The sequence below is a fragment of the Paenibacillus mellifer genome, assembly GCF_023195895.1.
Lineage (GTDB): Bacteria > Bacillota > Bacilli > Paenibacillales > Paenibacillaceae > Fontibacillus > Fontibacillus mellifer.
The window spans coordinates 1-23,910 of the sequence record NZ_JALPRK010000007.1 but is presented as its reverse complement, the minus strand read 5'-3'; the positions used below and the strand labels follow the sequence as shown (position 1 = coordinate 23,910).

The window sequence follows — 23,910 nt, the reverse complement described above, 5'->3', positions numbered from 1 at the left end:
TCGTAACTTCATCCGACCTTATTGCTGCCGGAAGATGATGCCGCGAATGACATTGCTGCTGTCCAGCACCAGCGTGCTGCGGAACTTGCCGCTTGGATTAACGTAGTTGATGTCCGCTTCGTCTACGGTCTGGCTAATCTGGCCGGGTGCGGCTCCGACGATTGCGCCGTAGGTGACGCTATCCAGAGGCACACCGGTATTGACAACCTTGCCGTACCACTGACCGGTCGGGTTTTTGCCGGTAACGATCTGGATGCCAAATTGGTCCTGATCGCGGAACTTGCGAAGCGCGTTGACAACCTGACTGCCCGAAAGCGTCGTATTGTCATACACCGTAAACGCCGTTTGTGAAAGCTCCGTCTGGATATTGCTGAAATTGCTTTGAGCCGCCTTGGTCGAATCCTGGGCGGAAATAAACAGCACGACAGCCAGTGTAATGAGTGCGATGGCAAGGAAAATTCCTGCTGCCATGACAAGTGCCTTCTGCGCATTGGACATGTACAATTCTCTCCTTTGATTGGGGGGATAAAAAAAACGCCTTCCCGCTGATGAAGGAAAGCGTCTGTATGGGTTACTGGATGCGTTGAAGCTGATCGTAGTACACGGTCATCTGATGCAGGCTGACGACGACAAGCGGAATGACCAAATACCCGAATATCAGCGTCATCAAGGGGGCAAACCCGATCCAGCGGCCCCAGCCTGCCTTTTGTTCAATTAACTGTTCATACTCCTGCTTGCGCTGCTCTCGCGCAAACCCCTGCTCTGCTTCGAGATCGTCGAATGCCTGCCGGATCGTCAAATGCTGCGAAGCCATTTCCAGCTTTTCCACGATCCGAACAAAAGGCAGAAACGGTGCATCTTCTTTGAGCTGCGCAAGCGCCTGCTCCTCACCCTGTTCAAAATGAAGAAGGCAGGATTGCAGTGGCTCCTTGAAGACCTGCGCGAACTGCTCCATCCATAGCAGAAGCTGTTCAACCGACATCCGTTCCATCCCGGCCAGCATGGCAATCACGGCCTGCAACTGATCCACCTCGTGTTTCATCTCCATCTGCCGCATACGCCGCTGGAACAGTCGAATACCAACTGGCAGCGTGTACCCGCCCCATCCTGCGGCGAACGCCAAAAACGCTTCCCACCACGCCAGAAAAGGCTGATTCAGCTTCTCCAGCTTGCCCAGGATGCGCCGCGCCGCCTCTCGAAGCTGATCCTCCTTGATCTGTGCAGCCGGGTCCTTGCGCAGCAGACTGATGACGCTATTTTCGCTTCGCGGCCTCACCTCCTTTAATTGATCGAGCATCCTGCGATCCAGAGCGGCGGCTTCCCGCGCCTTCGTTTCCTCCTCCGGAGACAACTGCCCGAAAAGTGTTCCCGGCTTCACTGGTGCATACAGCACCTGATGCCGCTCCGCTGCATGCAAGGACACGAACAAGCCCAGCACCGTCAAAAAGGCTGCGAACCCGGCCACGATCCGCTGCACGTAAAACCATTCGAGACGTAAGGGAGAGGCTGTATCCTTGAGCAGCTGGGTTATCCGTTCCGCTTCTCGCGAGCCGGGAACCGGCCCCAGCCTGTGGGCTAGCCAGCGCATCCACGGCCAGCCATAGACCCGTTGCTCCCATCTTTTTCGGCTGGTGGGCCTTGCGGTCGCACCCAGCTCCGACAGGTTGCGCAGCAGCACGTAGCATAGCCACACGACGACAAGCAGACAGAGTTTGACGGCCCAACCGAAAGCGCTGGCGTAGAACGTGTCCATTGCCGGAAAAAAGTGGCTGGCCCAGGCTTCAATCGGACGGGTAAATAGCAGCGGCAGCAGCGCGATAACGGTCAGCCCCTGTAATAAGAAGCTGAGACGCTCGCGACGCAGCAATTCCAGATTCAGTTCGATGGACAGCTTTTCCAGTCCCTTGAGGTAGACCGAACCGCTTTCCGTTTGCTGATCGCCATGCTCCTTGATGAGATACGACAATCCCGCAAAGCCCTGCAAATAGCGATTTGGGGCATGCTCCACATATTGCGCTAGTTTATCTTCGGCGTCGCTGTCCGTCAGCATGTCGTACAGCTCTTGCCCGTGCAGTGCCATTTCATACGGCGCGCTGTCCGCCGATTCATAGACGGCTTCATCCACCATCCCGTGACGATGGTAATGATGTCTCACATCCCCAAGAAACAGACGAAGTTGTCGCAGCAGCCTCATTTCGAGCCGATAAACACCCATATCCGAGAGGATGCCGTGGCCGACCCAAAGACCAATGCCGAGCATCGCCAGCGTGTAAGGGTCGCGCACCGCCAAAACAAGCGGAATCGCGGCCAAAAGCAGGACAAGCCACATCAAGAGCGCCGATTTCATCACCTCAAGCCGCAGCTTCCATTCGTCCCCGAGCCGCAGGATGACCAATCGCCTGCGAAGGTGCTGCAAGTACATCCTTAGAACCGGCATCTGCTCGCAAACGCTGTATAGCCGCTGCATGAAACTGTAAACCGCCTGCTTGCGAGGCGCTTGCCCCGGCTTACGCAGCGCTTCGTAGCGCCGGACTGCCGCCACCTCCGAATCACGCCGGGACAGCCACAGGAAGGCCGCGACAGCGGCAAAAAAGAGCACGGTTGCGATGCCAAGCAGAGGGGAGAGCCATTCCCGAATCATGTCTCATCCCCCCAATGGGATGCTAGAAACGCATCAAAGACGGCCTGATCGGGGCCGCTCAGGTATTCCGCAATCTCGCAGCGACTTTGCTTGGACAGGGGATGAACGGCAACGTAACGACCGTCGCGGTATTCGACGAGATTTTGGGCGGTGTACAGCGGGCGATCCGTCGAGCGGCGGAAGTATTCGAGCGTCGTTTCCATAAAGGCTGCCATCCGTTCGTCCTTTGTCATTTTCCCGCGAAAGGCTTCCGGGTACGCCGTCTCCTGCGGCACTGGGACGCATTCCGTAATGCGCTCGATATACCGTCGTCCGTCCAGGTCGCGGCGAAGGTGAATATCGAAGTTGACGACGCTGACGACCTGCTGCTCTGCCACACGCTCGTTCGTAAACACCTTTGTTTTCAACAAGGAATTGCGGAGAGATAGCACAAGGTCACGGAAGGTTTTGGCGTGATGCGTGAACAAGGTGAATAATGATGCCACCTGTGCCATCTGAACCATCCAAGCGGCGACCGGATCGGTCGCTACCTCTCCCAAAATATTGACGGAGCCGTCCGTCTTCTTCTGGATGTCCAGCCCCTGTTGACCGGAAATCGTCTCGGTTTCGCGCAGGCTGACGATGTTGCGTTCCGGGTAAATTTTGCGCAACTGAAGCTCGAAGCTCATTTCCTGTACCCGGATGGGCAGCACTTCTGGAATATGACGCACCATCGCCATGAGCAACGTTGTTTTGCCGCTGCCCTGAGCGCCGGTAATCGCGGTGATCCGCGCACCCGATACCAAGTAACGAATGAGGCCAATCGGCAATTCCGCGCCTTCGTCCTGAATCAACTGCTCTAGCGTCGCGCTTTGCACGTCGAATTTGCGCACAAAAAAAGCCCACGATTCACTGAATCGGGGGCGCAGCACGACGACGCGGGAGCCGTCTGCCATTTCATTGACCTTAAATCCGTTCGCCTCGGACAACTGGCCGGGAAAATTGTGCTTATAGATGATCTGGCAAACGCGTCGCAGTTCCTGCTCGGAGCCGAAGGACAAGAAGCTCAGGTGGATGGACTTCCCTTTGTAAAACAGCCATACGCTATCATGCGAACGGGGCAGCGACTGAAGTTGTGCGTCCTCCTCCAGCGACCATTCGCCCTCCCACATGAGCGGCGGCAGACCAGATACACCCCCGGATACGCCGTCCACACGCATGTCGCGCAGCTCGTCCACGACGCTGAATCCTTTGTAATGCTGATAAATCCGCTGGACGACAAGTTGGAGCTTATCGTCCGTCGTCAAACACGGCGCTTCACGGGCGAAGACGCTACGAATATCCTCCGCCGTAATCCGGTACGTTTCAAGCTGGCCTTCCTCGTTTCGTCTTTGCCGATCCCATTCATAGGTTTGAACGAGCCGGTCGAGCGCATGAAGCCCGGCTTCCTTTTTATATGTGTAAAGCAGAATATCAAACTGGTCTTGCGCGGAGAGGGACTCCGGCTGATGAAAAGGCAGCAGGAGGTTCAAATGCGCATCGTCCAACTCATAGCGCTGCGCGAGCAGGTCGGCAATGATCTCCTTGACGTATTCCTTGTCCCGCAGATCACCGGAGGTGCAGCCCCGCAGCGCCTTTTTCAGCTCCGCCCGTTTGCTTTTTCGGCGGCGGTATTCTTCCTCCGACAAACCGAAGTCGGCCAGGTTGCTGCTGGTTAACTCGTGTAGCGTTGCTTTTACGAAAGTGGTCATCGCTTCCAGCGTATATACCGATGTGTCGTCCGTCCGTTCCGGCAATCGTCGGCTCAGGCGCAAATAAAGAAAGAAGATTGAAAGCAACAAGAGCGCGATCAGGATGAAGGCATTGAGCATAGCCGTCATGGCGTGTCGCCCTCCTTCCCTCCGAAAAGATGCTGCCTTGCGCCTGCGCTTTCGATCACAGCCTGCGCCAATCGTCGCACCTGCTGCACGAACAGGTGGTTCTCATGACCGCTTGCTATCTTCCTGTTGCGAAACCAGAAAGGATTCGCTTCGCCATGCTGTGCCGCATCCATCCAGCCTGTATTATGTGCAACAGGGTACACGGTCGGTCCTATACGGAATTGACGCATGAGATTTTTAGAAGTAAGCGTCGAATAAGGGTCGTACTGTCCGAACACGAGCAGCGTTCTTCGGCCTTGCAGCATCGCTGCTTCTGCCGATTGAAAAAATCGCTCTAGAAGGAGACGGTTTTGCGGCAGGCAGACGACCCATACGTCGGCCTGCTGCCGCAGCATTTCGTCCCAAGCCGACCCGCTGCCGCTCCCCCCATCCAACAGCACTACATCGTAAGCGCGGCGGGCAACCGCAAGCAGCGGTGTGAGCCATTCCTTTGCCGTTTCAATAAAAATATCCTCTTGCTTGATGGAGCCGGGCAAAATATCCAGGCGATCCCGCAGTAACGGATGGGCATAGTCACGCAGCATGACAGGCTCCAGCTTGCGGTTTTTCAGCAGACGCAAGAGCGCATCAATTCCCGTGTCCGGGTTTTGCATGTCCTCTCTTCCGGCAGGTCGAAAATAGGCTCGTTCGACAGCGGCGTAGCTGCTTAGCAAATGCCCAAGCAACAGCAATCGCGCCGAATATTCCAAACCCATGCACGTCGCCGCGGCGAGCAGATTAGTCGTTGTCCCGGCCTGACCGGATACAGGACTCCAAAATACAACGGTAGCTCCCATAAACGTTCTCCTTTCTACCACACCCGCACCCGTTTACGGGCGGTTGCCCAGGCTCGTCGCGCTGTCTTGCGGTCGCAATCGCCAAGCTGCTCCAGCATCGTCAGCAGCATCTCGCGAAACGCCCCGGTCAGCCCGCGAAGGTCGATGCGGCCGTGGTGTTGATTGTTCAAATCGACGGCTGCATCGCGTTCGTCCAAAGGGAAGCGAAACACCGTATCCTCCAACTGGATATGCCGCAACCGCTTTTCGGCTCGCCACGCTGCCAACTTTCCCGGTATGTCAGGGGAGAGCAACTCGAAAAAAGAGATAGGCTCTTCCGTGTTCTGTAAGCCGAGACGAAGCATCAGTTCCTCGTTTTTCTCCAGCGATAACCGCCTTCCATCCCAGCACCACACCCGCTTATCAAACTGGGACAGGTTGTGGTGGAAAACAAATTCCGTATGGTCAGTGTCCACCAGCATGATGTCGTATGCCGGTGTCGTCCCTGCCTGTGCCAAGCCTCGTTCAAGCTGTTCGGGAGTGAGATAGCCGTAGGCCACATCCATACCTTCATAATCCTGAACGGCGCTATTGGCATAGGCGTGCGGCAGATAACCCCGAATCGACTGCGTGACGGTGGAATCCACCAACAGCACTTTATTCCCCAATGCCACAAACAAGCGACCAAGCACCAACAAAGCATGCGTCTTGTCCGCTACGCCGATAAAAACAATTTTTTTCATATCCGCACTCCTCATTGATTGAAGATGTTTTCCCACTTATCTTCGCTTGCCGGAGGCGCTTCGGTTGCAGGAGGCATACTCGATGGCAGCGACGGCGAAACGGCAGGAGGGGGCGTCTGTTGATTTTTCGGAGATTGCGTAGCTGCTGCACCAGCAGCATCACTCACGCTAGGCTGGGGACCATTCGTCGAAACTGCTGATTCTCCAGACTGCGGTGTGCCTACTGGCTGTGTTCCGCTCATGGCATTGCCCTGCCGCGTCGTCATCCGTTCGTTTTGCAACTGCTGCTGCACGGTTACACTACCGCTGGTGACGCGAAGTTTGTCCGAGTCGCTGACCGCCTTCAAATTGCCATCCAGCGTTTGACGCAGCGCGCGGGCAAGTTCGATTTTTGCAGTTTCGAGCAGATTGGGATCGAACGCCATCAGGTTCAATACCTTCTGATTGGCCGGATAGTTGACCACAGCCGCTTCCTGTAAGCCCGGCTCGATGTACGGGAGGGCATACAACCGCGCTCCCTGCAAGTACGCATCAATAATTGCGCTGGACGTTTGGAGGATGTCCATCTCATTCAGTTCCAGCCACACAACCGTACCGGACAGCTCCTGTACCTTCTTTTTAGATAAGAGAACAAAGTCCTCGCCGGTTGGAAAGCCGATTCGAACGTCTATATATTGGTTAGGTTTGAGATTAGAGGGAAGCTGAATGACCTGAAACTCCTGTATGCGCAAATCCTTCGGAATGGGCTGCCCTTCGTACAATAAAGAGGAAAGTAGCGGCGTTCCTGATGCAAGCTCGATCTTGGCGTTTTTGCCGATGATGCTTTCCCGGTCGGTGATGACGCCCGGCGGAACCAAACTGACGGGCATCGGAACAGCCTTGAGGTCATCCGCTTTGAGCGAGACGCCTGCCGGTATTGTTTTTGCAGTCGTCCAGACATTTCGGCTGTTTTGCTGCTCCTCCTTTTTCAATTGCTGAATCTGCCGCTCATACTCCTCTTTCATCTGTTGCTGCTTTTGCTGCTGATCGGTGTGCTGCATCAGCATATACAAGGCCGCTGCTACCAGAAGCGCCACGCTGATCGCGATGGCTCCCATGATGAGCGTCTTGCGGTGTCGATACGTCCATGACATCGTTCACGATCTCCTTTCATTTATATAGAAGATACCTAGCGCTTCTCTTAACGCGCTTCGCCTCGCGGACGCGGCTTTGATGGGACTTGATCCGCTTGTCGTTGTGCCAGCTTCTCGGCCGCCCATGTGGGCGTATGCTCCGGCTTCAGGAACCCCATCAGGTCTTCCCGGTTATAGCGGTATTCATCGCCGGAATAGAGGGTTTCCGCATAGACCGCCCGCCCACGTGAGTTCCCGGAGGCACCGAAGCCTCCCGTTACCCAAATCAACTGATGGTCTGCCGTGCGAAATTCCGGTCGCAACCAATCCAAACGGGTCACAACAATTCTGCCGCCGAGATCATCGTCACTTTTGATGGGCAGGCATTGGTCGGGTTGAATGGGAGGCATCGGCTCCGTGATCGTAGCGCGCTCGGTCTGGAGTTTCTCGATTTCCCATTGCAATAGCTTAGTAAATTCCTGCATTGCGACCAGGTAATCCGCATATCCTTCTGCACCGTAATACTGATCGATGCCAAACAAATTATTCTGCGAGCAGTAGCAAACCAAATAGGGCTTTTCGGTATTCGTGATGTCGATGCCTAAAACAACCTCCACCCTGCCAATGGGTAGCGCTTGATAGACTTCGTAGTCACCGGCCATTCGTTTCTCTTGCTCCATCGTCAGCCCTCCCGGTTCTTTTTGTGGTCACGTTTCTTGTGCCAGCCTTCGGCTTCCTGAGCCTGCTTGCGCAGTTGTGCTTCTTCCTCCTCGGATGGCCTACTACGCGCAAAACCCGGCTTTTCTTTCATCAGACGTTCATACTGACGCCGTTTTCCTTTCGTAAAGTCCATTGATGATCTCCTCCCCGAAAATGGGCATAAAAAAAGCTCTCCGTCAGGGGAGAGGGCGCATGAACAGGACGGCAACGGGGGAATTACCGTTCGTGCTCCCTCTGCCGCCTTTTGTACCAGCTTTCCAGCAGTTGCACGATTAGGTCTTCCTTTTGTTTTTCCGAGAAATCTCGTGGGAAAAAGCGGTCGATTCGTTCTCGCTGAATACTCATTTTTTCTTTCTGATTCGGCTTTTCCTCCGTCAGTATGGTGTAAATGACATCTGTATTCAGCCTCCCTTCTTGACTCATCTTTTTCATACGCTGAGCCTGAGCAAGTGAAGGCGTGCAGTCCTCGGCCTGCATGGTCTCGAATAGGGCTTGCTGTTCTTTCTCGGCCAAGTAAGATAACTCAACGGCAGGATTAAAGGCAATCCGTTTGTCGTCTACCATTTCGAGAATGTGAGGAGTGAGTTCGGTTAGGCGAACGTATCTAAATATTTGGTTTTTGCTTTCACCCATCTGTTCTGCTAATATCTCGCTTGATTTCTTTGCAGCAGACTTGTTCCCAACTTGGGAACGAGTTAAATCTGTTCGTTGTCCTTGTCTGTTCATAGCTTCCAATTTCATTTTGTAGGCAAAAGCTTTTTCACTCGGAGAAATATACTCCCGTTGCAGGTTGCTATCCACCATGATGATAGTCGCCTGATCGTCATCCAACTCGCGAACGAGACATGGAATTGTCTCCATACCAGCCAATTCACTTGCCTTCTTTCGACGATGTCCGGATACCATCTCGTATCCACCGCCTACCTTTGGCCGAACTAAGCCGGGAACAAGGACACCATACTGCTTGACACTATCCGCCATTTCTAACATCGCTTCATCCGCCCTTACCTTAAAGGGATGACCGGGAAATTCACTAATTTCAGCCAATGGAATATCCATCACCTTTTCCCGTTGCGAATCGTTGCGGCTTTCCTCTGTCGAGAATAAATCATCGACTTTGGTCAGTTTTATGCTGGCGAGCCGATCTTCTTTCGCTGCCAATATCCTGCACCTCCTTCGTAAGTGCAGCGTAGGCTTTAGCAACCTGTCCGTTCGGATCGTGGGCATAAATGCTTTTGCCTTTGGCACTTGTTTCCGCCGCTCTGATGGACAGGGGGATTTCTGTATTGAATACACGCAGCTTATCCCCATAATCTCGGCGCAAAACTAAAGAAATGTCTTTGGCGAAATTGGTTCGGCTGTCTACCATCGTGAGCAGCACACCGTCCACAGCCAGCTTCGGATTAATTTGACGCCGAACGCGGGCAACCGTCTGCAAAAGCTGCGTCATGCCTTTGGCGGGCAGATAGTGTGCCTGTACCGGGATGATGACGCTATCCGCCGCTGCCAATGCGTTGATCGTCATCATGCCCAAGCTCGGCATACAGTCGATCAGGATAAAATCGTAATCTGCTTTTACGGAATCAATGTACGAACGCATAATCGTTTCCCTGCTCATCGTATTGACGAGTGCCACTTCGACTGCCGATAATTCGATGTTTCCCGGCATCAGGTCAATACCTTCATGATGATGCAGAATGCCTTCCTTCGGTTCATACGGCTCCTCCGTCATGCTTTTCACTAGCATTGTGGCGAGTGAAATGGACAGACTATCCGGTTCATGGAAGCCTAACGAATCCGTCAGGTTGCCCTGCGCATCCGCATCCAACAGCAGAACCTTGTTGCCCTCGGCAGCCAGCCCGATTCCCAAATTAACTGCAGTTGTCGTCTTGCCCACGCCGCCCTTCTGATTGGCGAGGGCGATTACTTTGGACATGTTAGAATCTCCTTTCACGCATAAAGCCGGTTGCTCTGGCATTCAGGGCAACCGGCTTATAAAGAATATCTATGTAAAAAGAGAACGCCAAAAAAATCGTTCTCTTGGATATTCCTATTTTAATTTGTCGTCGTTTCGCGGAGGTCTTAAACCGTCGTAAAGTGTTGAAATCCAAATCTGCTTCTCATCACTTTTCAATGGTCACAATGCCAATGTTTTTAAACAGGGGTTTGCATAACAAAAATAATCTCGTCCGGCGGACAGTGGTTAGCCGTCCTCATAGGCTGTCGCCTCTCCCAGGATCACTGCAAGCCGCCCCCATTGCGATAACTGTGGCTAGACGGATGTATCATTATCCCCTCCGCACGGATTATCGCCTAAATGATACCACCATTTATTTTTGCTTAGGTAATGATCGCTAGCACCCTATAAATAAGGATGGTCGTGGCGTACCTGCAAAATGGCTTTCCCTTTCAGGCATGCGGGGAACGTACCGGATGAGAAGTTATGTTATTGTCAAAGAACGGTCGAGGACGTGTCCCTCTACCATCCTTTTCATTTTTGAGGTCAAACCGGACCCTTCTTTCAAAAAAAAATCGAAAATAAAAAAAAACAGCACCAAACTCGAAATAGAGCTTGGTGCTGCGACAATTTATTAATGGGCAATTTAATTGAATTGAGGTTAGAACTAAATTTAGGTTAAGTCTACATTTTCAGCAGCTTTAGCTAAGGGTTAATGAGGGTTCACTTGCCATTGCAAGTGATTGATGATCATAGCCAAGAAAGTGAAAGACCACCTATCAAAGGTGGCCTTTCATATAACAACTCATATGACTTAATGGGTTCGCTTTAAATTTTCAATATAATCCATAATCCGAGCATGTTTAACGAATGGCGGAATAATCGGCTTATCATCAGGAGTAATAGCGTAAGTAAGCCAGTCATCTTCTTCTAATTCCCATGCATTTTTTATTTTAATATGTTTTTTCAGGATATGATAGTCAAATAACAATTCTGGCCTCTGGTTCTTGGGATTTATATAAGCAGGAAGTATAATGTATTTCCATGTTGACTCTACCTTTTTTAGGGCACTTTCGAAATTTCTAAGATTAAAATCATTGTCAACATCCATTGTATGAAACCTTGAAAGAACAGTAATCAATCCAGCTTTTTGCGAATCTAATGAGTTCTCAAGATTTGCGGTTAATATCGCCTTATAAAAGAAGGGATTTTTATTATCAATTCCTTTTATTATTCCAACTCGTATTTTATCATTTTCATCAGCCTTACCCACTAAGGTATGCCATTGTTTGAAAATCGAAATAGCTGCTTCTTTATTATTAAATGCTAAAGCTAATAAAGGAGGCCCATTATCATTAGTCCAACCAAAGAAAATTCCTTTCCACTGTGCCCTGTTCCATAATGGTATATTTATTATTTTTGTAATTTCAATGTCTTTTTGACTTACTGATTCAGTATCAAACTTCTCCTTATTATCCGACTTTCCACGGTTTATTTTTTTCTTATCTGTCTGGCCTACATCCAACTTATCTAACTGAAATCTAATTGTGCTATCTCGTATTAACGGATAATTATTCCCCTCAGGATTTAGCCATTTATTTAAAGAGAGCATATTCTTACCGAATAAATCAGCAATGATAAAAATACTGCTTGTAAAATTCAATGATCTTTCGAAAGCTTGATCCTCAATTATCAGTTTTTCAAGCTGCTCTGTATTTCTAAACATTATTATTTGAGCAATAAATGCCGCAAAGAAATTAAGAATAAACTGTTTAGTTTGTTGCTGCGCTTCAAAAAATTCTTCCTCACCAAAATCAGAGCAAGTAATAGTGAATATAGGTTCAATATCACTGGGTTCATTTTTGAAGTCAAGATGGTATTTTACCGACTCAACATATTTAACTTTAATCGTTGCTCGGGGAATCATCCCTACCAATCCATCTAAAATAGCCGTTGCAAGGAAGCTTTCGATTGCAGCTAATATACTTTCGGCTAATTCGATGCATGGAAATTTGGCATCTGATTCAATATTAATCAGACATCCCATTATTTTTGAAGAAAAATACTGGGTGCCATCGATAACAAATATCGGTATATCCGGTATTTGCTCTTTTGCTGGTTGGTTATACCATTGCTGCATAAATTCTTCTATAGACTTTTTATCATCGTTGTAAGATTTCTGAATCTCTTCATCTATATAGCCTAGTGCATATTTCAATCCAATGGCAGCCATATGAAGACCTTCATGATCTAATACATCTGGTAATGATGCAAGTGAGTGGAGATCCTCAAAAGATGTTCTTAAAAGAAGCATTCCCAATATTGCATCGTATAAGTTGATATCATCGATTTCGTTTAGTCTCGTTGCATCGTAACCACTTGATATTAGGAGACCTTTTACCAGTCGATCTAACTTATACCATTCTAGCGAATGAGGAATTCTCCCATGCCGAAGTTCAATCATCTTTAGTTCGGTAGAACAACCAACTAATAAGGGACTGACATTTCCAAACTTCATGTAATCAATAAAGGCGATAAAGAAAGCATTAAGGTAATAACCACGTCCCGCCCACAATAAGCCAGCTTTTTCACAAGCGTGAGCCATTAAAGTCATTGCCAACAAGTACTCATTTTTACTCTCATCTTTATATAATTTTTGGAGGGCACGACCAATATAACGTATAGCGCTATATGGTTTTGATTCAATTAGTTGCTCTCCTCGTTTTAAGAGTAATTTTGCAGAAACTAATTCTTGTTTTCTGCTGCTTGAAGCTGAAATTATTGTATCAAATAAGGAATCATATTGGGGACTATCCTTTAAATTTGGGCTAACATTCATAATCAATTCAGAAAGTGTATCAAGGCTAAAATCAAGAACCCCATCACAATCATTAATGATCTGCGTTAGTTCATCAACTAACTCATCGACATTATCCCCAAGCATTAATTTTACAAAGACAAAGTTAGCCCTAGCTTCCAAAGCAGCATTAGGGCGTGTCTTATTGTCAATAAATCTTCTGTATTCTTCTATCAACGTTTTAGTGTGTACTTCAAACTTGCTTACTTCAAACTTGCCTCCAGTTATAGTATATAGATTCATCCATAGATTTGTTAATCGTTCAAGGTCAAAGAAATTATTACCATCAAGAATAATAGTTTCATATATACAATACTTTTCATAGAACAGATCGAACTTTTCATACCACCAATACAAAGTCCATGCCCATTGATAAGCACATTCTTTTTGCTGAATGATCGTTCCGTATTTATCTGAAAGCGCAATAGCTCTCTCAAAACGTCCCTTTGTAATATCAAACGACAGTTCTAGTTCCCTACTTAATATTGCTGCTTGTGTTGCATTCTCTACAAGAGCAATACTGTTTATTCCTTCAACGATGTATTGACTTATCTCTTTTTCTATTTTCTCCAACTCTGACTGACGTTTATAATCTAATGGGCCTACTTTCCGTTCATCAGCAAATGAATCTGAAAGCCCAAAAGACTCAACCGCTATTTGTTCACGATGGTTTGAAAACAGTTTATCCAATATCCATGATCTATCAAGCACTCTAGTTTCAATATTATATTGATTGGATAATTCGTCTTCTATAGCTGCTCGTTTCTTATCAGGAATATATTGATTGCTTATAAAAAAGATTTTTTTGTATTCTCTGGATGTGGAAACGATATTCTTAACATCTGATTTGATTTTGGATCTCCAGTCCCTTTTTGCACTTATCGCAAAAGCCCATCTTTCGGAAGATGCTTCTCTTCCTATACCACTAAACCATGATAAAGATAAATCATCGGATACCGGATATGTTTCCGAATCCACCTTACTATCTCCTCCTCCGGTTGGTCCAGTCTGAGGTAGAAGGTTTGGACATATTTCATGTTCTGCCATGCGTCTGCAGAATACCTCAAAATTCTTTTCTTGTCCTCTGCTTGTTAAGCTATCAAGATAAAAGTCAAATATTTCTCTATTTAAATTTGCTTTACGGATAATTGTAGAGTCGGAGTATTTTTCAGGTCTTTTAGCTTTTAAAAGCTCATATGGGGATATGGATTTTTTCATTACATCGCTCACCTCCAAACATTTTCTTTTCTCTTGCACATTATTTCTTTATTTTGGACTTCATTGAAATTTAATCTCTGGAAACTTTTCATCATAAGGGAAGTCGGGATCAAAAACTTCATCTGCTCTTGCTTTAATAACTTTTTTATTTCAGTAGAGAAGTAACCTAAATACACCATTCCATAAATTTTAACACGGCGAATCACAATTGGAAATATCAAACAAAAAGGAGGCGCAGAACCAAACCTGATCTGCTACCTCCTTATGCTCAATTTATACCATTTCTCCTACCTGCGGCAGGTGTCTTACTATGATTTCGCGAATACTTCGGATATGGAATTTTGTGAAGTACTTAACTAAAGCGTATTTGAAATATGAAGATAGCGAGGTAAATATGAAAAAATTCAAAGAATCTTACCCAGACCATATGTCGTATGATAACGAGACATACATAATGAATGAAGTACCTAATAAGCTGTTAACAAGCATGCCCAGTATCTTGATAAAGGGAGCTCGTTTGAAAATTGACTCTTACTCAGGACCGGGAAGACTTGTTAATGATTCAGTAATGGAAGTAATAGTGAATAAAATTGCAGAATATTCTTACGTTGAAAGAACAAAAAACTGGGGCTGGGATTATCTAATACGCGATCTTGAGAGAAATATTGATTCGCTCGGAGAAGTACCATTTGCAAGATTTATGGATGCAGTTAGTGATATCACGTTTAATTTTCTTGAAGCCTTTATAGTTGATGATCTTAACGAGATATTCGAATTTGTTAATTTCGGATATAGATTAAGTGACAATTTGGAAGAACCTTGGATATGTATCAATCACAATACTACAAAAACTATTGAAATTGAAAGTGTAGCAGAATTAACAAGAAAGCTGTGTAAGCAAACAGCTGATCATATAGAACAAGCAAAAGAACAATTAAAAAGATCTGAAAATCCAAGGGCAAGAAAAGATGCTATTAGAGACTGTTTATCAGCAATGGAAGCACTTATGAAGCGGATAACAGATACAAAAGATGTAAGTGGAGCCAATAATCATATGGTAAACAACCGTGAAGTATGGGGACCCAAAGTGATAGTGACAGAAGGTCATAAGCTATGGAAGTTATTTCATGAAGACTACACAGATATTAGACATGGTGATTTCGATATAAGTTCTATTACACTGGATGAATCAAGGTACTTTATTGATAGGATTTTATCTTATGTTATATACATTTCAAAAATTGCTTTGAAAGAACTAAACTAAGTTTTTCGAAGTAGTAGAGTCGGGCAGAAAATCTTGCAGGGCAAGATGGCGAAGCCATCAGGCAATTAAATTGTCTCAGTCTTTCGGATTCGTGAAGATACAACGTTATCAGGTATACTCGCGGGCACAAAAATACTTTGAATTTGAAATTTATTGAACTAACGTTCCGCTAACGAGTAACGTTAGTTCAATAACAACAGCGGCAGTCTAAGATTTTATTTTTCAAGTCTTGGTCTACCGCTGTTTGATTTTTCCAGTCTCAAACTTACAATTTGAAGACTAACGATTTTCAATCTCATCACCCTCAGTTTATAGCTTTATTTTCATATGACATTAATATACCGCTTCAATTCCACACCTTTGAAAGACTCATTGATACAAGATATATTGTAATTATCAGCTTCGTATATCTCGAAAAAAACAGGTGCGTATATCTCGTTTTTCGCTTATCTTTTCAGCGCCTGGTTCGTATATCTTAGCTGAGAAAATTCAAGTTATGCGAAGTCAAAGCGACAAAAGCGAAGTGGGAAAAGTGGAGAACGCCTTGCGGGGAAAGGGATTCGGGCATTTCTGAAGGGGCAAAAAAAGGTTCGTATAATACGGTGTTATATGATGCCGCCCTCTTCATCGAATTATCTAGTAAATGCTTTATATATCTTTCCAACCAAGAGCTATTTCAATTAACCGATCTTCACCAATTTGAATTTCTTTCTCAGTAATATATTCTCCACCAAGTTTTTTATAGAAATTAATTGCAGGGTTTTCCTTTAGTACCCAAAGCATTATAGATTCATATTTCGTTAACTTTAATTCTTCAATAAACCTATTAAAAAGCAATCTACCATATCCTTTACATTGGGCATCTTTCAAAAGATAAATCGCATATAGTTCGGCTTCATATTCTAAATTAGATTCTCGGCTCTTCCCCCCACTTAAAAATCCAACGATTTGATTGTTTTCATCTTCTATTACGTATATGACTTCGCCATTATTGGAATTGTTAAAAACCCAAGTCCAATTTCTAATTCGTCCTTCTAAAGTTATATTGGATAAATATGAATCAGAAATAATATTCTTATATGTAGTCTTCCAGCTTTCTAAATGCACTTTAGCAATTCCTTCAATGTCATTGAGAGAGGCTAATCTAATCTTCATTGAGAATCATCTCTCCTTTAAAAGCATTAGGGCGGTTTCCTATAACGTTTCCGTGTTCGCGACGTCCCACCACCTTAAGTGACCGAAGGGAACGGCCGCGATGCGGTTAGGTGGTGCGGATGTGTCCCGGCAATCGCTTCCTCGACTTATCTCCCGGGACCGAGGCGGCTTGTCCGCCGAAGCGTGAACACATTGTTATAAGATGTCAGGGGCTTCCTTGAAATACCCAACAATAATATTCTTTACTCCATGTATTATTTATCATAATTATGATAAAATTAATCGTAACAATATTCTTGAGGTGATGACCATGCCTACGATTCGTCCTATCTCTGACTTAAGAAACAATTTTAATCTTATCTCCGAAATTGCTCATCATGACGGTGAACCCGTTTTTATTACCAAGAATGGTCAGAGTGATCTTGTCGTGATGAGCCATGCTTCATATGAAAAACAACAAGCTTTAATTGAACTGTACCAAAAACTCGCTGTAGCTGAAAAACAAAGTAGCGAAGGTGTCCAGAAGAAGAGTCACTCTGAGGTGATGAAAAATCTAAGGAGTCAAATCCGTGGACAAGAAATATAAAATCGAGTACTTGCCCATCGCTGAAGAGGATTTATCCAATATCATCCATTATATCATGTTAGATAATCCTGATGCGGCTTTATCAATGGCGGATAAACTTGATCAATCTATATCTATTCTGGAGTTATTTCCGAATAGCGGTACGATTCCGAACGATATTCGGCTTCAAATACTGAATTATAGAATGTTAGTTGTTGAATCCTATCTTGTCTTTTATGTGGTTTTAAAAGATACTGTCGAGATCCGGAGAATCCTTCACGGAAAACGAAAATACAACTTCCTGCTTTAACCCTCACATACGTGTCTTTTCCCTGATTTCTTATAACGTTCCCGTATTCACGACGTCCCACCACCTTAAGGTGGTGCAGGGTTATTCGCCGGATCCATCTTCCTCGGAATTCCTCCGGCGGACCAAGGGACGCGATAACGGCCCGCAGCGTGAATGTGGTGTTAACTGATGTCATTGCCCTCTTCGAGTTACATCCACATATATCCGTATTCATTCTTATCAATAGTTTTTAATTGTTTTTCAAGGTCTTCTATCGGTTTAATATCTTCTACAAAATTCCACTTATCTTTACTGTCTTTCCAATACACGTTCCATTTTCCGTCTATATATCTGAACTGTGCAATGGGCAATACAACTCGTTGACCAGGTCTATATGAAGGTTGATCTTGCGAAAGAGTAATTGTCTCTCCTCGAAACTTATAAATAATTTTATATTCTGCCTTAAGGTCTTCTGGAATCTTCTTCTCTATGTAATTATCTAGTATCTTCTCAAGTCTTCTCCTAGTAAAAGCATCAAACGCCATGATCCATCACTCCATCGTGTTTTATCTTTCTTGGCTTATTCTGTCTTTGTTGTAATTATTTCAGTTAACGTTGTTGTATTCAAAACGTCCCACCACCTTAAGCCCGAAGGGCGGCCACGATACGGTTAGGAAGTGCAAGGTTCTCGCCTGATCCTCTTCTCTGCAATTCCCCTGGCAACCGAGGGTCTCGGAGAGACCGATGCGTGAATACGGTGTTAGGTGAAGTTACCCTGGATTACTTACAAAACCCTCTAATCCAAGTCTCAGAGTGTTTATCCCATTCAGAACCTCTAACATATTGGATTCTGTGTTCATATTATTTCTTGCATGTACTAGAACCGGTCGTAATGATTCTACTGAGTTTCCGAAACTATACATCCATTCATATCTAGGAACCATCCAAAGATGAAAATGATGTGTTGTATCCTCATTATAGAAATAGTACACCTTATCAATCCCAAGGCTATTCCGCTGCTCACTTCTTACCTTATGAATAATTGATATGAAATCTAGTTGTTCCTCTGAATTTAAATCATCCAAACAGTAAAAATGTCTTTTGGAGGCAATAATGACCAAGCCTCTAATAGGATAGGCGACATCTTGATGTACATGAAAATGTCTTGATTCATATATAACTCCTCCAGTAGGTTCAATAAGCCCACTAGTTAGAGCACAGCTAAGACACTCTACCTCTACTGTCCTACCGTCAGCTAATGTTACTTGTCTTGGCATTACGCACCTCTTCCTTTAAGTGTTAGGTATTTCATTTGTTTTGCTTCGCCAATTTCACCTAACGTTTCCGTGTTCACGACGTCCACCACCTTAAGTGACCGAAGGGAATGGCCGCGTTGCGGTTAGGTGGTGCGGATGTGTCCCGGCAACTGCTACCTCGACTAATCTTCCGGGACCGAGGGGGCTTCGAAGAATTACTCACACTAGTCTGTTTTTACTATTACTTATTTGTTCACAACTTAATGATTTCTTTAATGAAAGTAAGCTACGATTCTAGGATCCTTGTAGGAAGCTTACTACACCCACTGATATCACAATTAATATAAAGACAGTTACAAATGCAAGTAAAAAGTTTAACCAACCGGGACGAGAATTAACCGGTTCAAATTGCATTTGTTCTAATCTCCTCTCAATATTATGAAGCCTTTCTTTAATTTCTTTTTCAAGCTCCATCGAAATCCCCCCACTTAATACTAACTCTCCCCGTTTTCTTATAACGTTTCCGTGTTCACGACGCCTCACCGACTTAAGGACCTTTGGGTCCGGGCGCGATGCGGTTAGGTGATGCAGGGGTGTCTGCCAACTACCAATCATTTACTTCTTCCTCCAAAGACTTGCCCACAAAAATGGCACCCCAAATTTCTCATCACTCTCATTACATGTTGTCATGCTTCTGAATTCTACTATTTCAAAATACTCTTCTAATAACACGTGTAACTTCTCTTTGCTGTAAGCTAGTCCGCCTTTCATGCTTTTCTTACGATATACTTCCCAATCACTTATTTCTAAGGCTCCTCCAATTTCAGTAAACCCTGGAGCAAAGCATGTTAATCTTAAAATATCCTCCAGTTTTTAGTGCATTATGAATCATTTGAATGTACCCAATCCGTCTATGTGGCCATAGATGATGTAAACAACCGGAATCATATACCAAATCATATTGTTGGTCCTTTATATTAAGATCAAATACGGACTTGCATTCAAAATTTACTGAAATATTCTTTTCTCTGGCACGTTCCTTCGCCCAATCAATAGCTTCTTTCGATATGTCAACTGCATCCACCTCGTATCCTTTAAGTGAGGCATATATTGCGTTTCTTCCTGGCCCACATCCCAATTCAAGCATTTTACCCGCATGTAAGATCCCCGATTCAAAATAGGATACGAGATTCTCATCTGGATAGTTCACAAAAAAAGGGACTTTCTTCGTTCGATCGCTATAAAACTTGTTCCAAAAAGGAGCGGGTTCTCTCATTAACGAATCCATCATGACTAAAAGATCATCTATGTTTTTTATGGTCTCACCTGACATCTTGGACATCTCCCTAGTAATTACTATTTACTTTGCTTCAATTTCACCTAACGTTGTTGCAGGCCCGGTAAGAATCTGGTGTTAGTGATGTTAAAACCTTCCTCGATTCAGCTAAAGAATGCTTTTGGATATTTCAGTTCCCCATTTATTTCCTGAAGTTTTCCGTTTTCTACTTCATATACCATAAATACTTCATCAGGTACTTCGAACTGTTTTAATTCTAGTCCATACTTTCTAGCTGGTTTAAAACCCAGTCTTGGATAATAACTAGGGTGTCCTATTAACAATAGGATCCCATATCCTAAGGCTTTACATCGTCTTATTCCTTCTTCGATCAACGAACTTCCAATTCCTTGCTTTTGAAAATTCGGTTTTACTGCTATTGGAGCCAGCACAATTACAATTGATTTTTTTCCTTGACCTTCTACTGTTGCCTTACTCAGTAAAATATGACCAACGATTTCTTTATTAATCTCTGCAACTAAGGACAATTCAGGTATAAATTCATTTGATAATCTAATTCTTTCAATTAATTTTGATTCATCTTCCCTATTACCGAAGGCTAGGTAATTCAACTTGAATACTTCATCGTAATCACTATTTGTCTCAGTTCGAATGATCATAAATAATCTCCAATCATGAGTTATTGGGTTTTCATATGTTGTATTAATTTCACCTAACGTTCAGGCATTCACGAACTCTCACTGGCTTAAGCTGCAGACCAATTCAGCGTAGCGATCGGTTGGTTGGTTTTTTTTCAGGTTTTTATTCAGGTCTTTGCAAACAGAGTTTTCATTGTCTTTTTGATATGGTATCATTTATATAAGAAAACCGAGCGCTGTGAACACTCGGCTATACAATTGGCTTGGATGGTTAATTCCCTTCCGAGTCTAGAGCAATAAAAACCCACCTCTGGCGCTAACCTTTGGGTGGGTTTTTACTTTCTCTTGTTGTTGGAATTAATGTATGTTAAGAGGGCAAGGATACACGTTCCGAATAGGAACATTATTGTCAATGCATCTTTAACCTCCATGGCTTCACCTCCTTTCGAAGGGAAACCATGCCCACCCAAGATTCAATTGCACTTCCTTATTCTACCACATAGAACAACTCATCAATAGAATGTTTGTTCGCGTTTTATGTTTGGATATGTTTTGCCGGAATTTCATAACGTTCTTGTATTCACCGAAACGCCCTAGCCTTAGATAGCTCTTATCTTAGGCTGGGTCGTTTGTTGTCTGAGCTTCTTCCATGATTATACATCTGGACAACCGAGGGGCGATAGCCCCGATGCGTGAATACGGTGTTAGATGATGGGGCTGACTTCTTCGATTTACATTCTAATTTATATGATCTTTCCGTAATTTATCTAGTAACTTATTTTCGATGATCTCAGATACAATAATGGTTAATACTATTAGTATCAAAGAGATAGTTTTTATACTTATATCTTCTTTACTACTCATAAAAATGTTCGTACCAAAATATATACTGGCGGGTATTGTGAAGAATAGCTCTAAGGTTCTCCTAATTGGTTTTCTAAACATACCTATAACAAACCCGAAAAAAGCCGCGGCAATATAGATAAGTATATTTAGACGTACACCACCAAAATTAAAGCATCCTAATATTATTATATATTCTAGTATGATTAGAATGGATCTTGAGATTTTGAATTTTAATAATGATGATTTTGAGAATGTATTATTTTCTTCCATCCTTTTCAGCCCTTTCAGATAACGTTTCCGTGTTCACGACGTCCATTCACCCTAAGTTGCTCGATTTGTGCGACTAGCACGAACTCGGCCGGCCGCGATGCGGTTGGGTGAATGGATGTGTCCGCTGATTCCTCTTCCCTTCCCTGAGTTACTCCGGATCCGAATATGCTTCGCTTCCAGCGGACCGAGGGGGCTTGTCCCCCAATGCGTGAACACATTGTTAGGCGAAGTTCATTACTTCTCTGCGATCCACACAGTCCATCTATCTTCTTCTATTATTTGTTCATTATTTTCAATTTTCGTTTGGATATATCTTGTCAGATCTACCAGTTCCTCATCACTTAATTCGTGCAATATCGATCGACCCGTTCTATTCAATAAATCATTCTTTAGTTCTTCAAAATCACTATAAATCTTTCGTGTTTCCCAGTATTCCATTTCAATTATCAAATTGAAACCTGTTTGTTTTAATGCAGTTAATACTTCATCGCTCGTATAACGCCTGCTAGTTTCCGTTTCTAGCAATTGAGGATACTTCTCAAAGAAGTATCCTCTAATATGTGTATTACTTCCCGGAAGAGAACAATCTTCCGCTGTCCGGTCTTGAATAATAAATCTTCCATTCGGTTTTAATATTCTTTGTGCTTCTTGGAAGCATAACCTGAGATTCTCGATATGGTGAATCAATGCACGTTCTAATAAAACATCGAATAGATTTTTTTCGAGCTTTGTCTCTAAAGCACTTCCTTGTATAAAAGTAATATTATTCAAGTCTTTACAATTCTCAATTGCTCCTTTTAACATTTCTGAAGAGTAATCCATAGCAGTAACATGCGATGCTCCAGCTTGGGAGAATACTTTAGAGTAGATACCCCCTCCACACCCCAGATCAAGAATATGCTTCCCTTGTACTGAAACATATTTTTCAATAGTTTTTATCCATCTTACTTCTGCCGCTCGTGAAGCATAAGTCGATTGATTACTTCTATCATGAAAATCGATAGGCATTTTATTTACCGCCTTTCAATGAATTTCGCCTAACGTTCTTGCATTCACGAACCCGAGAACCTTAAGCCCCAACGGGGCGGCCGCGACGCGGTTAGGTTCGCAGGGTTGTCCGCCTGAATCTACTCCCTGAAAATACCCCTGGCGGACCAAGGGGCGGCTTCAGCCGACCCGCCGCGTGAATACTGTGTTAGATGATGTCCCCGACCTCATCGAATTACTCTGAAGCCTTATCTTTATTTGGTATAATCTTTTTCAAATTTTCATCATGAATTGAATGTACTTCACCCCAAATTTTGTTTATAAATTTCTCCTTATCAAACCAAAGGTAAAGATCAATTTGATCCAGATCACTTGTTATTCTTCCAACCCTATGAATTTTCATATATTCTCCAGATTCTAATAGAATATGTCCAGTCAATGTAGTAAATAAATCATGTACGTTCTTCAAAGTGTCAAAATTTACAAACGCTAGTACATTGGGGTATTCCCTATTAGGGTTAATGCTGTTAAATTGTTTTGTTGCTTTATGTACATGGGCGGAAATTGAGTTGTAAGTCGGATCATCCTTGACGCCCTCAAAGTCATCATATTCAAGAGTCTTTTCTTCACAATAGAAAACAAGTTGTTCATTTAAAAAGACTTCATAGTCTGGAGTTTTGACATCCGACTCAGGTATTTTTCTAACTTCAAACCCTAGTTCTTCAAGATATCTTTTTACTATTTCCTGTCCAATTTCCGCCATTCGAATGACCTCCTATGTTTTATATTTCGGGGATTTCATATAACGTTCTTGTATTCACGAGTCCGAGAGGCTTAAAGGAGCTTTAGCGACTGGGTCGGAGACTTAGCCTAGCAGGATTGTCTGCTGAACTACTTCCTCGAACCGCCTCTTGCAGACCAAGGAGCCGTAGGCGACGCAGCGTGAATACTATGTTATCTGATGGGGATGCCCTCTTCGAAATACTCTCATAATGTACTATTATGTCCTTTCTACAATTAGTTCTTTGATACATCTTTTCAATTATGGTAATATATATTTAATAAAGACCAAGTGCGCTAACACTTGGTCCATACAATTGGCTTGGACGGGTAATCCCTTCTTAGTCATTTACGATCGAAAACCCACCTTCGGCGGTCAACCTTGGGGTGGGTTTTTACTTTCTCTTGTTGTTATTATTAATGTAAGTTAAAAGTGCAAGAATGAATGATCCAAATAGGAACATAATCGTTAGTGCATCTTTCACCTCCATGGCTTCACCTCCTTTCGAAGGGAAACCATGACCACCCAAGATTCAATTGTAGTTATATTTTACCTTTATTTACATCTGCGTACAAGCGTTCTTATATATTGGTTGGCCCTAAGTTTTTTATGGTTTTAATACAATTAGCAGTCCTTTCAG

23 protein-coding genes and 1 pseudogene are annotated in these 23,910 nt (G+C 44.3%); 3 read left to right on the top strand and 21 right to left on the bottom strand.

Features of this window, described 5'->3' with window-relative positions:
* Positions 1-18: 18 nt before the first annotated feature.
* The 11 genes from M0651_RS09580 to M0651_RS09530 form a co-directional block, all read right to left on the bottom strand.
* A complete protein-coding gene (locus M0651_RS09580; protein ID WP_028598712.1) occupies positions 19-498 on the bottom strand; it encodes a hypothetical protein in 480 nt (159 codons plus the stop codon).
* Positions 499-571: 73 nt separating this feature from the next.
* Positions 572-2,641 carry a hypothetical protein gene (locus M0651_RS09575; RefSeq protein WP_169284786.1) on the bottom strand — a complete coding sequence of 690 codons (2,070 nt, stop codon included), beginning with the start codon at positions 2,639-2,641 and terminating at the stop codon, positions 572-574.
* Entirely contained in the window at positions 2,638-4,500 is a 1,863-nt protein-coding gene (locus M0651_RS09570; protein ID WP_169284787.1) for a Flp pilus assembly complex ATPase component TadA, read from the bottom strand. Before M0651_RS09570 ends, M0651_RS09575 begins: the two co-directional genes overlap by 4 nt.
* Positions 4,497-5,336 carry a CpaE/TadZ family protein gene (locus tag M0651_RS09565; RefSeq protein WP_169284788.1) on the bottom strand — a complete coding sequence of 280 codons (840 nt, stop codon included), beginning with the start codon at positions 5,334-5,336 and terminating at the stop codon, positions 4,497-4,499. The genes M0651_RS09570 and M0651_RS09565 overlap by 4 nt, the downstream gene beginning before the upstream one ends.
* 14 nt (positions 5,337-5,350) lie before the next feature.
* Entirely contained in the window at positions 5,351-6,058 is a 708-nt protein-coding gene (locus M0651_RS09560; protein WP_169284789.1) for a hypothetical protein, read from the bottom strand.
* 11 nt (positions 6,059-6,069) lie between these two features.
* Positions 6,070-7,191 (bottom strand): SAF domain-containing protein, encoded by a 1,122-nt coding sequence (locus tag M0651_RS09555; RefSeq protein ID WP_169284790.1) that lies wholly within the window; start codon positions 7,189-7,191, stop codon positions 6,070-6,072.
* 47 nt (positions 7,192-7,238) lie between these two features.
* Complete coding sequence (locus M0651_RS09550) at positions 7,239-7,850, bottom strand: hypothetical protein (protein WP_169284791.1); 612 nt, start codon at positions 7,848-7,850, stop codon at positions 7,239-7,241.
* 2 nt (positions 7,851-7,852) lie between these two features.
* On the bottom strand, positions 7,853-8,023 hold the full coding sequence (locus M0651_RS09545) for a hypothetical protein (RefSeq protein ID WP_169284792.1): 171 nt from the start codon (positions 8,021-8,023) through the stop codon (positions 7,853-7,855).
* 83 nt (positions 8,024-8,106) lie between these two features.
* Positions 8,107-9,051: a ParB/RepB/Spo0J family partition protein gene (locus M0651_RS09540; protein ID WP_240908720.1), complete on the bottom strand. Its 945-nt coding sequence runs from the start codon at positions 9,049-9,051 to the stop codon at positions 8,107-8,109.
* Positions 8,999-9,826, bottom strand: a complete 828-nt coding sequence (locus tag M0651_RS09535) for a ParA family protein (RefSeq protein ID WP_169284793.1) — start codon at positions 9,824-9,826, stop codon at positions 8,999-9,001. The genes M0651_RS09540 and M0651_RS09535 overlap by 53 nt, the downstream gene beginning before the upstream one ends.
* 835 nt (positions 9,827-10,661) lie before the next feature.
* Entirely contained in the window at positions 10,662-13,922 is a 3,261-nt protein-coding gene (locus tag M0651_RS09530; RefSeq protein ID WP_169284794.1) for a hypothetical protein, read from the bottom strand.
* A gap of 454 nt (positions 13,923-14,376) precedes the next feature.
* Here M0651_RS09530 and M0651_RS09525 point away from each other — a divergent pair, with 454 nt between their 5' ends.
* The gene (locus tag M0651_RS09525) at positions 14,377-15,186 is read left to right on the top strand and encodes a hypothetical protein (RefSeq protein ID WP_248551615.1); all 810 of its coding nucleotides are present in this window, start codon (positions 14,377-14,379) and stop codon (positions 15,184-15,186) included.
* Between the two features lie 648 nt (positions 15,187-15,834).
* Here M0651_RS09525 and M0651_RS09520 read toward each other — a convergent pair.
* Positions 15,835-16,341, bottom strand: a complete 507-nt coding sequence (locus M0651_RS09520; protein ID WP_248551614.1) for a GNAT family N-acetyltransferase — start codon at positions 16,339-16,341, stop codon at positions 15,835-15,837.
* Positions 16,342-16,651: 310 nt separating this feature from the next.
* Here M0651_RS09520 and M0651_RS09515 point away from each other — a divergent pair, with 310 nt between their 5' ends.
* Complete coding sequence (locus M0651_RS09515) at positions 16,652-16,927, top strand: type II toxin-antitoxin system prevent-host-death family antitoxin (RefSeq protein ID WP_068783634.1); 276 nt, start codon at positions 16,652-16,654, stop codon at positions 16,925-16,927.
* Entirely contained in the window at positions 16,911-17,216 is a 306-nt protein-coding gene (locus tag M0651_RS09510) for a type II toxin-antitoxin system RelE/ParE family toxin (RefSeq protein ID WP_248551613.1), read from the top strand. The genes M0651_RS09515 and M0651_RS09510 overlap by 17 nt, the downstream gene beginning before the upstream one ends.
* Before the next feature lie 188 nt (positions 17,217-17,404).
* Here M0651_RS09510 and M0651_RS09505 read toward each other — a convergent pair whose 3' ends face one another.
* The 9 genes and pseudogenes from M0651_RS09505 to comI (M0651_RS09465) form a co-directional block, all read right to left on the bottom strand.
* The gene (locus tag M0651_RS09505) at positions 17,405-17,740 is read right to left on the bottom strand and encodes a DUF3024 domain-containing protein (protein WP_248551612.1); all 336 of its coding nucleotides are present in this window, start codon (positions 17,738-17,740) and stop codon (positions 17,405-17,407) included.
* A 225-nt stretch (positions 17,741-17,965) separates the two neighbouring features.
* Complete coding sequence (locus M0651_RS09500) at positions 17,966-18,472, bottom strand: HIT family protein (protein WP_248551611.1); 507 nt, start codon at positions 18,470-18,472, stop codon at positions 17,966-17,968.
* 273 nt (positions 18,473-18,745) lie between these two features.
* The gene (locus M0651_RS09495; protein WP_248551610.1) at positions 18,746-18,925 is read right to left on the bottom strand and encodes a hypothetical protein; all 180 of its coding nucleotides are present in this window, start codon (positions 18,923-18,925) and stop codon (positions 18,746-18,748) included.
* Between the two features lie 141 nt (positions 18,926-19,066).
* Positions 19,067-19,784 (bottom strand): annotated as a pseudogene (locus M0651_RS09490) (class I SAM-dependent methyltransferase).
* Positions 19,785-19,891: 107 nt separating this feature from the next.
* Entirely contained in the window at positions 19,892-20,407 is a 516-nt protein-coding gene (locus tag M0651_RS09485; RefSeq protein ID WP_248551609.1) for a GNAT family N-acetyltransferase, read from the bottom strand.
* 314 nt (positions 20,408-20,721) lie between these two features.
* Positions 20,722-20,817 carry a competence inhibitor ComI gene (comI, locus tag M0651_RS09480; RefSeq protein WP_248551608.1) on the bottom strand — a complete coding sequence of 32 codons (96 nt, stop codon included), beginning with the start codon at positions 20,815-20,817 and terminating at the stop codon, positions 20,722-20,724.
* A gap of 919 nt (positions 20,818-21,736) precedes the next feature.
* Positions 21,737-22,510, bottom strand: coding sequence for a class I SAM-dependent methyltransferase (locus M0651_RS09475; RefSeq protein ID WP_248551607.1), 774 nt, complete (start codon positions 22,508-22,510; stop codon positions 21,737-21,739).
* Between the two features lie 214 nt (positions 22,511-22,724).
* Complete coding sequence (locus M0651_RS09470) at positions 22,725-23,252, bottom strand: hypothetical protein (RefSeq protein WP_085279463.1); 528 nt, start codon at positions 23,250-23,252, stop codon at positions 22,725-22,727.
* Between the two features lie 412 nt (positions 23,253-23,664).
* Positions 23,665-23,760 carry a competence inhibitor ComI gene (gene comI, locus M0651_RS09465; RefSeq protein WP_227011709.1) on the bottom strand — a complete coding sequence of 32 codons (96 nt, stop codon included), beginning with the start codon at positions 23,758-23,760 and terminating at the stop codon, positions 23,665-23,667.
* Positions 23,761-23,910 lie beyond the last annotated feature (150 nt).